General features: G+C 71.6%; 11 protein-coding genes. 10 read left to right on the plus strand and 1 reads right to left on the minus strand.

Annotated elements, in window-relative coordinates:
• Nucleotides 1–202: 202 nt before the first annotated feature.
• The 7 genes from BJ979_RS07275 to mnhG are packed head-to-tail and all read left to right on the plus strand — an operon-like array spanning nucleotide 203 to nucleotide 7122.
• Entirely contained in the window at nucleotides 203–3169 is a 2967-nt protein-coding gene (locus BJ979_RS07275) for a Na+/H+ antiporter subunit A (protein ID WP_179566649.1), read from the plus strand.
• On the plus strand, nucleotides 3166–3717 hold the full coding sequence (locus BJ979_RS07280) for a Na(+)/H(+) antiporter subunit C (protein ID WP_179566651.1): 552 nt from the start codon (nucleotides 3166–3168) through the stop codon (nucleotides 3715–3717). Before BJ979_RS07275 ends, BJ979_RS07280 begins: the two co-directional genes overlap by 4 nt.
• Nucleotides 3714–5414: a Na+/H+ antiporter subunit D gene (locus BJ979_RS07285; RefSeq protein ID WP_179566653.1), complete on the plus strand. Its 1701-nt coding sequence runs from the start codon at nucleotides 3714–3716 to the stop codon at nucleotides 5412–5414. Before BJ979_RS07280 ends, BJ979_RS07285 begins: the two co-directional genes overlap by 4 nt.
• Nucleotides 5390–5557, plus strand: a complete 168-nt coding sequence (locus BJ979_RS07290) for a hypothetical protein (RefSeq protein ID WP_179566655.1) — start codon at nucleotides 5390–5392, stop codon at nucleotides 5555–5557. The genes BJ979_RS07285 and BJ979_RS07290 overlap by 25 nt, the downstream gene beginning before the upstream one ends.
• The gene (locus BJ979_RS07295; protein ID WP_179566657.1) at nucleotides 5550–6320 is read left to right on the plus strand and encodes a Na+/H+ antiporter subunit E; all 771 of its coding nucleotides are present in this window, start codon (nucleotides 5550–5552) and stop codon (nucleotides 6318–6320) included. The genes BJ979_RS07290 and BJ979_RS07295 overlap by 8 nt, the downstream gene beginning before the upstream one ends.
• Entirely contained in the window at nucleotides 6317–6763 is a 447-nt protein-coding gene (locus tag BJ979_RS07300) for an MrpF/PhaF family protein (protein WP_218853460.1), read from the plus strand. Before BJ979_RS07295 ends, BJ979_RS07300 begins: the two co-directional genes overlap by 4 nt.
• A complete protein-coding gene (gene mnhG / locus BJ979_RS07305) occupies nucleotides 6760–7122 on the plus strand; it encodes a monovalent cation/H(+) antiporter subunit G (RefSeq protein ID WP_179566659.1) in 363 nt (120 codons plus the stop codon). The genes BJ979_RS07300 and mnhG overlap by 4 nt, the downstream gene beginning before the upstream one ends.
• Before the next feature lie 39 nt (nucleotides 7123–7161).
• Here the strand turns inward: mnhG and BJ979_RS07310 are convergent, their stop codons facing one another.
• Nucleotides 7162–7941, minus strand: coding sequence for an SDR family oxidoreductase (locus BJ979_RS07310; RefSeq protein ID WP_179566661.1), 780 nt, complete (start codon nucleotides 7939–7941; stop codon nucleotides 7162–7164).
• A 168-nt stretch (nucleotides 7942–8109) separates the two neighbouring features.
• Here BJ979_RS07310 and ilvD point away from each other — a divergent pair, with 168 nt between their 5' ends.
• The 3 genes from ilvD (at nucleotide 8110) to ilvN (ending at nucleotide 12243) form a co-directional block, all read left to right on the plus strand.
• Complete coding sequence (gene ilvD / locus BJ979_RS07315) at nucleotides 8110–9840, plus strand: dihydroxy-acid dehydratase (RefSeq protein ID WP_179566663.1); 1731 nt, start codon at nucleotides 8110–8112, stop codon at nucleotides 9838–9840.
• A 77-nt stretch (nucleotides 9841–9917) separates the two neighbouring features.
• Complete coding sequence (locus tag BJ979_RS07320; protein ID WP_179566665.1) at nucleotides 9918–11729, plus strand: acetolactate synthase large subunit; 1812 nt, start codon at nucleotides 9918–9920, stop codon at nucleotides 11727–11729.
• A gap of 4 nt (nucleotides 11730–11733) precedes the next feature.
• On the plus strand, nucleotides 11734–12243 hold the full coding sequence (gene ilvN / locus BJ979_RS07325) for an acetolactate synthase small subunit (protein ID WP_179566670.1): 510 nt from the start codon (nucleotides 11734–11736) through the stop codon (nucleotides 12241–12243).
• Nucleotides 12244–12321: the final 78 nt, after the last annotated feature.

Below are 12321 nucleotides of genomic sequence, written 5' to 3' on the forward strand. Positions count from 1 at the left end.
GCACGCATCCTCAGGAGTCGGGGGCCACCGTGAGCGGAGTTCTCCTCGCACGCTAACAACGCGGGGCGGCGGTGCCCTCCGTGCTGGCCCCGACCGCACCCGGCGGCATACAGGTGTCGCCCGGTAGACTCCAAGCAGCACACCCTCGCCGTCTGCCGTGACCTCGTTCTCGGCCCCGGGCACCCGACGAGAAGGAGACCAGATGACCGTGCTCCTGCTCGCATTCGCGCTCGGGGGTGTCGTCATGCCGGTTCTCATCCGCCTCCTGGGCCGATCGGCCTTCGCGATCGCGGCGCTCATCCCCACCGCGGCGTTCGTCCACGCACTCGCCCAGCTCCCCACGGTCGTCGCCGGAGGAGCGGTGCGCGAGGTCGTGCCGTGGATCCCGGCGCTCGGCGTCGACCTGTCGCTGCGCCTCGACGGGCTCTCGACCACGATGGCGCTCATCGTCGCCGGCGTCGGCGCGCTCGTGCTGCTCTACTGCGCGCGCTACTTCGCGCCGACAGCCCCGGCGCTCGGCCGCTTCGCCGGGGTGCTGACCGCATTCGCGGGTGCGATGTACGGCCTCGTGATCGCCGACGACATGTTCGTGATGTTCATGTTCTGGGAGGCGACGAGCGTCTTGAGCTACCTGCTCATCGCGCACCTCGCCGCGAAGGCGACGAGCCGCCGCGCGGCGCTGCAGGCGCTCATCGTCACGACCCTCGGCGGGCTCGTGATGCTCGTCGGCCTCGTGCTGCTGCGGGTCGAGACCGGCACCTCCTCGCTGGCCGGGGTCGTCGAGGCGCACCCCACCGGCCCGATCGCAGGCGTCGCCGCCGTGCTGATCGTGGTGGGCGTCGCGTCGAAGTCGGCGCTCATCCCCTTCCACTTCTGGCTGCCGGCCGCGATGGCCGCGCCCACGCCGGTCAGCGCCTACCTGCACGCCGCGGCGATGGTGAAGGCGGGCGTGTACCTCGCGCTGCGCCTGACTCCGGGACTGTCGGATGCGCCCGGCTGGCGCGAGACGCTGCTCGTCCTGGGTCTCGCGACGATGCTGCTCGGCGGGCTCACCGCGCTGCGGCACAGCGACCTCAAGCTCGTGCTCGCGCACGGCACGGTCTCGCAGCTCGGCTTCCTCACGGCGATGGCCGTGGTCGACACCCCGATCGCGGCGCTCGGCGCGGTCGCCCTGCTGCTCAGCCACGCGCTGTTCAAGTCGACCCTGTTCCTGACCGTCGGCATCATCGACCACGATCACGGCACCCGCGATCTGCGCAAGCTCTCGGGTCTCGGCCGTCGGCGCCCGGTGCTCGCGATCACGGCGCTCGCCGCGGTGCTGTCGATGGCCGGGTTGCCGCCGGCGCTCGGCTTCGTGGCCAAGGAGACCGTGCTGACCGGGCTCATCGAGGGCGCCCACGACGACGGCTCGCTCGTCGCCGTGCTCGTGGTCGTCGTGGCCGGGTCGGCGCTCACCCTCGCCTACGGCCTGCGCTTCCTCTGGGGCGCCTTCGCCCGCAAGCCCGGCGTCGCCGAGTGCAAGCCGGTCGCGCATCCGGACGCCCGCTTCCTCGCGCCGCCCGTGCTGCTGGCCGCGGTCGGGCTCGCCCTCGGCCCGCTCTCGGGGTTGATCGACCCCGTGCTGAACCGGGCGGGCGCCGACGCCTCCTCGCACGGCGAAGCGCACTACCACCTGGCGCTCTGGCACGGGCTCGAGCCCGCGCTCGGACTCTCGGCCTTGACGCTCGTGCTCGGCGTCGCGCTGTTCCTGCTCGTCGGCCGCCGCACCGCCGACGCCCCCGGCGAGAGCCTCGCGCCGCGGGCCTACGGCGCCGCGATGCACGGGGTGGATGTCGTGGCCGCCCGCGTCACGGGCGCCACCCAGCGGGGTTCGCTGCCCTTCTATCTCGGGGTGATCTTCGTCGTCGCGATCGGCGCCGTCGGCACCGCCGTCGTCGCCTCGGGCGCGCGCATCCCCGAGCTTCGCCTCGCCGACGGCTGGGCCCAGGTCGCCGTCAGCGCGCTCATGATCGTCGCCGCGATCGCCGCCGCGCGGGCCCAGAAGCGCTTCACCGCGGTCGTGCTCGTCGGCGTCACCGGAACCGGCATGACCGCGCTCTTCGCGCTGCAGGGCGCCCCCGACCTCGCGCTGACCCAGCTGCTCGTCGAGACCGTCACCCTCGTCGCCGTCGTGCTCGTGCTGCGACGCCTGCCCGCGCGGCTCGGCGAGCGCAACGGCAGCGCCATGCCGGTCGTGCGCGCGATCATCGGCATCGCCGTCGGCGTGCTCATGGCGGTCGTCGCGGTCGTCGTGACGGCGGCGCGCACCGCATCCCCCGTCTCGGTCGACTGGGCCGACCTCGCCGTCACCTTCGGCCACGGCAAGAACGTCGTCAACGTCGCCCTCGTCGACCTGCGCGGCTGGGACACGATGGGCGAGCTCTCGGTGCTCATCGCCGCCGCGACCGGCGTCGCGAGCCTCGTCTTCGTGCGCACCCGCGAAGACCGCCTGCGCCGCCCCGGTCGCCGCGAGCAGCGCGACGCCCTGCGCGAGCGCCGTGCCACCGCCGCGGCCGCGCCCGGCTGGGAGCCCGGCCGCAGCGCCTGGCTGCTCGCCGGCCGCACCCTCGGCGAGCGCAACCGCTCGATCCTGCTCGAGGTCGTCGTGCGTCTGGTGTTCCACGCGCTCGTCGTGTTCTCGGTCTACCTGCTCTTCGCCGGGCACAACGCGCCGGGCGGCGGCTTCGCCGGCGGCCTCGTCGTCGGCCTCGCTCTCGTCGGCCGCTACCTCGCCGGCGGCCGCGAGGAGCTCGCCGCGGCCGCGCCCTTCGACGCCGGGCGCGTGCTCGGCCTCGGCATGATCTTCGCCGCCGGCACCGCCGCTGTTCCGCTGTTCCTCGGCGCCGACGCGCTCACCTCGACCTGGTTCGAGGCCGAGGTGCCCGTGCTCGGTCACCTCGAGTTCGTCACCTCGACCTTCTTCGACGTCGGCGTCTACCTCGTCGTGATCGGACTCGCGCTCGACGTTCTGCGCAGCCTCGGCGCCGAGGTCGACCGGCAGTACGAGGTCGCGCAGGGGGAGGGCGACGACCCGGGCGCCGCTGCGGCGAGCGACCTGCCGGAGCCGGATGCCGCATCCGCCGTGTCGTCGTCGAACGCCGGCCCGACCGCCGAGGGGGTGCGCTCGTGAGTCTCTCGCTCGTGCTGCTGATCACGATGGCCGTGCTCTTCGCCTGCGGCGTCTACCTCATGCTCGAGAAGAGCATGACCCGCGTGCTGCTGGGCTTCCTGCTCGTCGGCAACGCGACGAACCTGCTGATCCTGTCGATGGCGGGCGTGCCCGGCGGCGCCCCGATCGCCGACGGCGCCGGCGGCGCGACCACCGACCCGCTGCCGCAGGCCCTCGCGCTCACCGCGATCGTCATCACCTTCGGAGTCTCGGCGTTCCTGCTCGCGCTCATCTACCGCTCGTGGAAGCTGGGGCGCCCCGACGAGGTCGAGGTCGACGAGGCCGACGTCGCCGTGCGCACCGAGGGTGTTCCCGAAGAGGAGATCGACGGCGACACCAGGGCCGGCGACAGCGAGTTCGCCGACGAGACGGGCGGGGCGGATGCCGTGCCCGACTCCGACGAAGAAGGTGAGCCGGACGACGGCGACGGCCTCGACTCTGCCGGCCACGAGCCTGACGGCTCCGCCTCCGACTCCCGATCCACGACGACTGAAGGGACGACCCGATGACCTCGCTTGTGCCCCTCGTCGTCCTGGCCCCGCTGCTCGGCGCCGCGATCACGCTGACGCTCGCCGGGCGTCCGCGCATCCAGCGCCTCATCGCCGTCGCGGTGCTCGCCGGCGTCGCCGTGCTCGGCGGCGTGCTGCTCGTCGTCGTCGACCTGCACGGCACGCTCGTGATGCAGGTCGGCGGGTGGGCGGCGCCCTTCGGCATCGCCCTCGTCGTCGACCGGCTGTCGGCACTGCTCGTCGCCGTCTCGGCGATCGTGCTGCTCGCGGTGCTGCTGTTCTCGGTGGGGCAGGGCCTCGCCGACGGGCACGACGAGACGCCCGTGTCGATCTACTACCCGAGCTATCTCATCCTCGCCGCGGGGGTGTTCACGGCCTTCATCGCGGGCGACCTGTTCAACCTCTACGTCGGGTTCGAGATCGTGCTGGTGGCCAGCTACGTGCTGATCACCCTCGGCGGCTCGGAGTCGCGCATCCGCGTCGGGCAGACCTACATCGTGGTCAGTCTGGTGTCGTCGATGCTGTTCCTCACCTCGATCGCGATGCTCTACGGCGCGACCGGCACCGTGAACCTCGCGCACCTCGCGCTGCGCATCGCCGAGCTGCCCGAGGGCACGCAGATCGTGCTGCACGTCATGCTGCTGCTCGGCTTCGGGGTGAAGTCGGCCGTGTTCCCGCTGTCGTTCTGGCTGCCCGACTCGTACCCGACCGCCCCCGCACCGGTCACGGCCGTGTTCGCCGGACTGCTGACCAAGATCGGCGTCTACGCGATCATCCGCACCGAGACGCTGCTCTTCCCGGGGCCGGAGCTCAACGCCGTGCTGCTCGTCGTCGCCTCGCTGACGATGCTCGTCGGCATCCTCGGCGCGATCGCGCAGACCGACCTCAAACGCATGCTGTCGTTCACGCTGGTCAGCCACATCGGCTATCTCGTGTTCGGCGTCGGGCTCGGCTCGGCCGTCGGCACCGCCGCGACGATCTACTACATCGTGCATCACATCGTCGTGCAGACGACCCTGTTCCTCGCGACCGGACTCGTGGAGCGCATCGGAGGTACGACCTCGCTGCGCAGGCTCGGCGGACTGCTACAGGCCTCGCCGCTCGTCGCCGTGCTGTTCTTCATCCCGGCGCTCAACCTCGGCGGCATCCCGCCGTTCTCCGGGTTCCTCGGCAAGCTCGGGCTGTTCCAGGCGGGCGCCGAGAACGGCACGCCGCTCGCCTGGGTCGGCATCGGCGTCGGCGCGCTCGTCTCGCTGCTCACGCTCTACGCGCTCATCCGCGCCTGGAGCCTCGCGTTCTGGCGGCCGCGACCCGAGCCGATCGCGGCGGGATCCGGCGAGCCGGGCACCGACTCGGGTGCGCTGTCGCTGACGGCGGTGGATGCGCAGACGAACGTCGTCGAGGTCGTGCGGCCGGGTGGCGGCGCGCGCGCGCGTCGAGTGCGACGGCATCCTCGCCGTCCTCGACCGCCGCGGCGCCGACCGGAGTCGTGCGGGCCGCCGGCCCCGGTTCGCCCTCGTCGACCGGACCCGAGTCGCCGACCAGCGCGGCCGCCGCTGATCGCGCCGTGCCGACCCGCGACGACGCCCGCCGCGCCGTCGCCGCTCATCCGTCGACGCAGGGCAGGCGCCGCGGCGCGGCCCCGACCCTGCTCGTCGGCGCGACCGCGGGCATGGTGCTCGTCTCCGTCGCCCTGACGATCGGCGCCGGCCCGCTCTACGAGCTCGCCGAGCGCGCCGGGCAGAGCCTCGAGAGCTCGAGCTACATCTCGGCCGTGTTCCCCGACGGGGTGCCCGGAATCGGCGACGGCACCGCGACGGAGGGGGGATCGCATGGCTGAGAACCCGCGTCGACCTGACTCGCGCGGATCGGGGGCCGGCTCTGCATCCGTCGCGGCATCCACCTCGACTGGCGCCGTCGACCGCGCCGTGCTCGCGACCGACGCTGACGCCGGAGCCATCGGCTCGGCGAACGGCGCCGCCCCGCGCAAGCGCTGGATCCTGGTGCAGCAGCTGCCGCTGCTCGTCGCCCTCGTGCTGCTCTGGATCGCCCTCTGGCGCGACGTCAGCGTGCTCGGCCTCGTCACGGGCGCGATCGTCGCCGTGATCGTCGGCCGCACCTTCTGGCTGCCGCCGGTCGAGCTGTCCGGCCGCTTCAACCCGTGGCGTCTGCTCGTGCTGATCGGCGCCGTCGCCGGCGAGCTCGTCGCGGCCTCGGTGCAGATCGCGCGCCTCGCCCTCAGCCGTCACGGTGTGCGCGGCAACGCCGTCGTCGAGGTCAACCTGCGCACCTCGAGCGACTTCGTGCTCACGCTGACCTCGATCGCCGTGTCGCTCGTGCCGGGCTCGATCGTGATCGAGGTCGACCGGGCGCGCTCGAAGATCTTCCTGCACGCGATCGGCGTGACGGATGAGGCGGGCGTCGAGCGGGTGCGCCGCCAGGCCCTGCGCATGGAGCGCCGCGTCGTCATGGCGGTCGGGTCGAAGCGCGACGTCGAGCGCGTGTGCGCCGTCGATGCGTCGCCGGCGACCCAGCCGGAGGGGATCGTGCCGGAGGAGATCGCGCCGAAGAGCAGCTCCTCGGATCAGGAGGACTCGCGATGACCCCGGGAATCGATCTCGTGTCCGTCGGCGTTGCCGTCGCCGGGGCGCTCGTGCTCGTGACCGCCCTGCTGGCCGTGGTCCGCATCGTGCGCGGGCCGAGCATCCTCGACCGTCTCATCGCGACCGACGTGCTCATCAGCTGCCTCATGCTCGGACTGGGGATCGAGATGATCCTCGACGGCCACACCCGCACCATCCCGCTGCTCGTCGCGCTCGCCGCGACCGCGCTGTTCGGCACGATCGCCGTCGCCCGCTACGTCACCAAGCAGGACCGCGCCGAGCGCGAGCGCCTCGAGCGCGAGCAGGCCGAGCGCAACGCGGCCGAGGCGGCGGCGGATGCGGCAGCCGACGACGACGACGCGCTCACGGATCGCCGCGATGCGTTGCACGCCTCTGGCGCTGCGAACGCAGTGACGGGCAGGGGAACGGGGGAGCGCGCATGAACGCCGACATCCTCGACACGATCCTCGACGCGGTCACCGCGCTCTTCCTCGTGCTCGGCGGCGGGCTCTCGCTGCTCGCCGGCATCGGCCTGCTGCGCTACCCGGATGCGCTGAGCCGTCTGCACGCGGCGACGAAGCCCCAGATCCTCGGACTCGCCTTCGTGCTCGCGGCCATCGCGGTGAACGACCGGCAGTGGACGACGCTGCTCGCCCTCGCGCCTGTGCTGCTGTTCCAGGTGCTGACGACGCCGATCTCGGGCCACATGGTCGGTCGCGCGGGCTATCGCACGGGCAACTTCCGCCGCGAGCTGCTCGTCGCCGACGAGCTCGTCGACGACATCGACCGCGCCGACGCCTGACCCGGCGGGCTCTGGTCGGGACGCGAAGACGTTCCCGCGCTACAGCGCGAAGCCGCCGTCGCTGAAGATGGTCTGGCCGGTGATCCAGGCCGAGGCGGGCGAGACGAGGAACGACACCAGCTCGGCCGTGTCGGACGGGCGGCCGAAGCGTCCCGTGGGCTGTGCGGTGATTCCGGATGCACGGATCGCGTCATCCATCCAGCCGGTGTCGATCGGACCCGGGTTGACGATGTTCGCCCGGATGCCGCGGGGCGCCAGTTCGGTCGCCGCGCCGACCACGATGCGGTCGAGCGAGCCCTTGCTCGCGCCGTAGGCGAGGTTGTGCGCGACGTGCGGGCTCGTGAGCGCGACGATCGCGCCGGCGCCGAGATCATCGGACTCGCCCGCCGCTCCCGTTCGCGCGGGGATGCCGAGCGCGAACTCGCGGATGAGCAGCCACGCCGCCCGCGCGTTGACCGCGTGGTGCCGGTCGAAGGCCTCGACGCTGGTCGTGAAGATGTCGGAGTCGACGCTCTCGGCGTGGCTCAGCACGAGCGCGGTCGGCGCGCCGAGCTCGGCGGTGACCACCGCGACCAGCTGCGCCGGCACCTCCGGGTCGCCCAGGTCGACCGCGCGCCGTGACACCCGCGCGCCGAGCCCGCGCAGCTCCTCGGCGATCGCCTCGGCCTCGCTTCCGTCGACGCCGAAGCGCGCATCCACCTCGGGCAGATGGCAGAAGCCGATGTCCCAGCCGTCGGCGGCGAGCTTCGCTGCGATGCCGGCGGCGATGCCGATGCGTCGCCCGACTCCGGTGATGAGGGCGACGGGGCGCTCGGTCATCCCCTCACGCTAACGCGCGCATCCGGCGCGCATCCCGCGCGCCCCCGGCGCGACCCCGGCGAGCACCCCGCACGATCGCGCCGAGTGGCCGACGCGAGCCCGTCGCCGTCACCCGACGGTCATCCGCCGCCGCACATCCGCACCCCCGGCGAGTCCTAGACTCGACCCATGCCGGCAACTCCTGAGGATTCCGGCGCGCCCGCCGCGTCGCAGATCGATCACAAGCCCCGCTCCCGCACTGTCACCGATGGCATCGAAGCCACGACCAGCCGCGGCATGCTCCGCGCAGTCGGCATGGGCGACGCCGACTGGGACAAGTCGCAGATCGGCATCGCGAGCTCGTGGAACGAGATCACGCCGTGCAACCTGAGCCTCGACCGCCTGGCGCGCGCCGCCAAGGAGGGCGTGCACGCCGGCGGCGGCTACCCGCTGCAGTTCGGCACCGTCTCGGTCAGCGACGGCATCTCGATGGGCCACGAGGGCATGCACTTCTCCCTCGTCAGCCGTGAGGTCATCGCCGACAGCGTCGAGACGGTCATGCAGGGCGAGCGCCTCGACGGCTCGGTGCTGCTGGCCGGCTGCGACAAGTCGATCCCCGGCATGCTCATGGCCGCGGCCCGTCTCGAGCTGCCGAGCGTGTTCCTCTATGCCGGCTCGATCGCCCCCGGCTGGGTGCGTCTCAGCGACGGCAGCGAGCACGACATCACGATCATCGACTCCTTCGCCGCGGTCGGCGCCGTCAAGGCGGGCCTGATGAGCGAAGAGGATGCGCACGCGATCGAGTGCGCCTTCGCCCCGGGCGAGGGCGCGTGCGGTGGCATGTACACCGCCAACACGATGGCCTCCGTCGCCGAGGCGCTCGGCCTGTCGATCCCCGGATCCGCCAGTCCGCCCAGTTACGACCGCCGCCGCGACTACTACGCGCACCGCTCGGGCGAGGCCGTCGTCAACCTGCTGCGCAAGGGCATCTCGACCAAGGACATCCTGACCAAGGAGGCCTTCGAGAACGCCATCGCCGTCGGCATGGCCCTCGGCGGCTCGACCAACATCGTGCTGCACCTGCTCGCGATCGCCCGCGAGGCGCAGGTCGAGCTGACCCTCGACGACTTCAACCGCATCGGCTCGAAGGTGCCGCACATCGGCGACCTCAAGCCCTTCGGCCAGTACGTCATGAACGACGTCGACCGCCGCGGCGGCCTGCCGGTGCTGATGAAGGCGCTGCTGGATGCCGGACTCATGCACGGCGACGTGATGACCGTGACCGGCAAGACGATGGCCGAGAACCTGGCCGACATCAACCCGCCGGCGCTCGACGGCTCGGTGCTGCGCACGCTCGACAACCCCATCCACGAGACCGGCGGACTCACGATCCTCAAGGGCTCCTTCGCCCCCGAGGGCGCCGTGGTGAAGACGGCCGGTTTCGACGCCGCCACCTTCGAGGGCCCGGCCCGCGTGTTCGAGCGCGAGCGCGCGGCGATGGACGCGCTGACGAACGGCGAGATCCAGAAGGGCGACGTGGTGGTCATCCGCTACGAGGGCCCGAAGGGCGGCCCGGGCATGCGCGAGATGCTCGCCATCACGGCGGCCATCAAGGGCGCGGGCCTCGGCGCCGATGTACTACTGTTGACGGACGGACGATTCTCAGGCGGCACAACCGGCCTGTGCATCGGCCACATCGCACCCGAGGCAGTGGACGCAGGTCCTATCGCCTTCGTGCGCGATGGTGATCTGATACGGGTCGATATCGCTTCCCGGTCCATCGACCTGATCGTCGATGAGGCCGAGTTGGAAGCCCGCCGTGACGGCTGGGCTCCGCTTCCCCCGCGCTATACCCGTGGCGTTCTCGCGAAGTACTCGAAGCTCGTGCGTTCCGCTGCGGAAGGCGCGGTCACCGGGTAGTTCCTCTCCGCTTCGGCGCGGCACCGCGCGATCGTGCGCATCCGCGTCGTCAGACACCTCGACACGAAGGGTTCCCCATGACTGCGGACGCATCTCCCGCGCCTGCCGCCCGCCCGAACTCCGGTGAGCCGCCGGTGCTCACCGGTTCGGGCGCCATCCTCGCCTCCTTCGCCAAGCTCGGCATCACCGACGTGTTCGGTCTGCCGGGCGGCGCCATCATCCCGTTCTACGACGAGCTGATGGCCTCGAAGGAGGTGCGCCACATCCTCGTGCGCCACGAGCAGGGCGCCGGCCACGCGGCCGAGGGCTACGCCGCGGCGAGCGGACGGGTCGGCGTCGCGATCGCGACCTCCGGCCCCGGCGCCACCAACCTGGTCACGGCCATCGCCGACGCCTACATGGACTCGGTGCCGATGATCGCCCTCACCGGCCAGGTCTTCTCGACGCTGATGGGCACCGACGCCTTCCAGGAGATCGACATCGTCGGCATCACGATGCCGATCACGAAGCACTCGATCCTGGTCAAGACGCCGGAGGAGGTGCCGCTCGCTCTGGCGCGCGCCTACCAGATCGCCACGACCGGCCGCCCCGGCCCGGTGCTGGTGGATGTGACGAAGGACGCCCAGCAGAACTCGGCGCCCTTCATCTGGCCCTCGGCCGTCGACCTGCCCGGCTACCGCCCCGTCACGAAGGCGCACGGCAAGCAGATCCACGCCGCGGCCGAGCTGCTCGCCTCCTCGCACCGCCCGGTGCTCTACGTCGGCGGCGGCACCGTGCGCGCGGAGGCTGCGGCCGAGCTGCTCGAGTTCGCCGAGCTGACTGGAGCGCCGATCGTCACGACGCTCATGGCGCGCGGCGTCTTCCCCGACTCGCACCGGCAGAACCTCGGCATGCCCGGCATGCACGGCGCCGTTCCCGCGGTGCTCGGTCTGCAGGAGAGCGACCTGGTGTTCAGCCTCGGCGCCCGCTTCGACGACCGCGTCACCGGCAAGCCGAGCGAGTTCGCGCCCGACGCGAAGGTCGTGCACGTCGACATCGACCCGGCCGAGATCGGCAAGATCCGTCACGCGGACGTGCCGATCGTGGGCGACGCGAAGGAGGTGCTCATCGACCTGATCGCCGCCTACAAGGAGATCACCGCCGAGTCGCGCGCCGACCTCGCGCCGTGGTGGGAGCGCCTCGAGCAGCTGCGCACCGCCTACCCGCTCGGCTACACCGAGCCGGATGACGGACTCCTGTCGCCGCAGCACGTCATCCAGCGCATCGGCGAGCTCTCCGGCCCCGAGGCGGTCTACGCCGCGGGCGTCGGCCAGCACCAGATGTGGGCCGCGCAGTTCATCAAGTACGAGCGCCCGCACGCCTGGCTCAACTCCGGCGGCGCCGGAACAATGGGCTACTCGGTTCCGGCCGCGATGGGCGCGAAGGTCGCCGAGCCCGACCGCCTCGTGTGGGCGATCGACGGCGACGGCTGCTTCCAGATGACCAATCAGGAGCTCGCCACCTGCGCGATCAACGACATCCCGATCAAGGTCGCGATCATCAACAACAGCTCGCTGGGCATGGTGCGCCAGTGGCAGACGCTGTTCTATGACGGCCGCCACTCCTTCACCGACCTCAACACCGGCTCGGTGAACGAGACCGAGCAGACCCGCATGATCCCCGACTTCGTGAAGCTGGCCGACGCCTACGGCGCCCTCGGCATCCGCGTCACGAAGCCGGAGGAGATCGACGCGGCCATCAAGCTCGCGATCGAGACGAACGACCGCCCCGTGGTGATCGACTTCGTCGTCAGCCGCGACGCGATGGTGTGGCCGATGGTGCCGCAGGGCGTCGGCAACTCGCAGGTGCAGTACGCCCGTGACCACGCCCCCGAGTGGGGAGAGGAGTAAAGCCATGACGACTCACGTGCTCAGCCTCCTCGTCGAGGACAAGCCGGGTCTGCTGACCCGCGTCGCCGGACTGTTCGCGCGCCGCGGCTTCAACATCAACAGCCTCGCGGTCGGTCCGACCGAGATCGAGGGCCTCTCGCGCATCACCGTCGTGGTGGATGTCGACGAGCTGCCGCTCGAGCAGGTCACCAAGCAGCTCAACAAGCTGGTCAACGTCATCAAGATCGTCGAGCTCGACCCGAACCAGTCGGTTCAGCGCGAGCACCTGCTGATCAAGGTGCGCGTCGACAACACGACCCGCTCGCAGATCCTCGAGGCCGTGAACCTGTTCCGCGCCCGCGTCGTCGACGTGGCCACCGACGCCCTCGTCATCGAGGTCACCGGCGACAGCGGCAAGGTGCAGGCGTTCCTGCGCGTGCTCGAGCCCTACGGCATCAAGGAGATCGCCCAGTCGGGCCTGCTCGCCATCGGGCGCGGCGCGAAGAGCATCACCGAACGGGTGCTGCGCGGCTGACCTCCCGCGGCGCCGTGTGCGCCGCACCGACTCGCGGGCCCGAGCCCGCATCCGATCCCGGCTCACGCAGCCGGATCC

It is taken from the genome of Schumannella luteola (assembly GCF_013408685.1).
Classification (GTDB): Bacteria; Actinomycetota; Actinomycetes; order Actinomycetales; family Microbacteriaceae; genus Schumannella; species Schumannella luteola.

Bases quoted from the DNA above. Each gene is read 5' to 3' on its own strand.
- BJ979_RS07275 (WP_179566649.1), top strand. From the start codon at position 203: ATGACCGTGCTCCTGCTCGCATTCGCGCTCGGGGGTGTCGTCATGCCG.
- BJ979_RS07285 (WP_179566653.1), top strand. From the start codon at position 3,714: ATGACCTCGCTTGTGCCCCTCGTCGTCCTGGCCCCGCTGCTCGGCGCC.
- BJ979_RS07290 (WP_179566655.1), top strand. From the start codon at position 5,390: ATGGTGCTCGTCTCCGTCGCCCTGACGATCGGCGCCGGCCCGCTCTAC.
- BJ979_RS07295 (WP_179566657.1), top strand. From the start codon at position 5,550: ATGGCTGAGAACCCGCGTCGACCTGACTCGCGCGGATCGGGGGCCGGC.
- BJ979_RS07300 (WP_218853460.1), top strand. From the start codon at position 6,317: ATGACCCCGGGAATCGATCTCGTGTCCGTCGGCGTTGCCGTCGCCGGG.
- mnhG (WP_179566659.1), top strand. From the start codon at position 6,760: ATGAACGCCGACATCCTCGACACGATCCTCGACGCGGTCACCGCGCTC.
- BJ979_RS07310 (WP_179566661.1), bottom strand. From the start codon at position 7,941: ATGACCGAGCGCCCCGTCGCCCTCATCACCGGAGTCGGGCGACGCATC.
- ilvD (WP_179566663.1), top strand. From the start codon at position 8,110: ATGCCGGCAACTCCTGAGGATTCCGGCGCGCCCGCCGCGTCGCAGATC.
- BJ979_RS07320 (WP_179566665.1), top strand. From the start codon at position 9,918: ATGACTGCGGACGCATCTCCCGCGCCTGCCGCCCGCCCGAACTCCGGT.
- ilvN (WP_179566670.1), top strand. From the start codon at position 11,734: ATGACGACTCACGTGCTCAGCCTCCTCGTCGAGGACAAGCCGGGTCTG.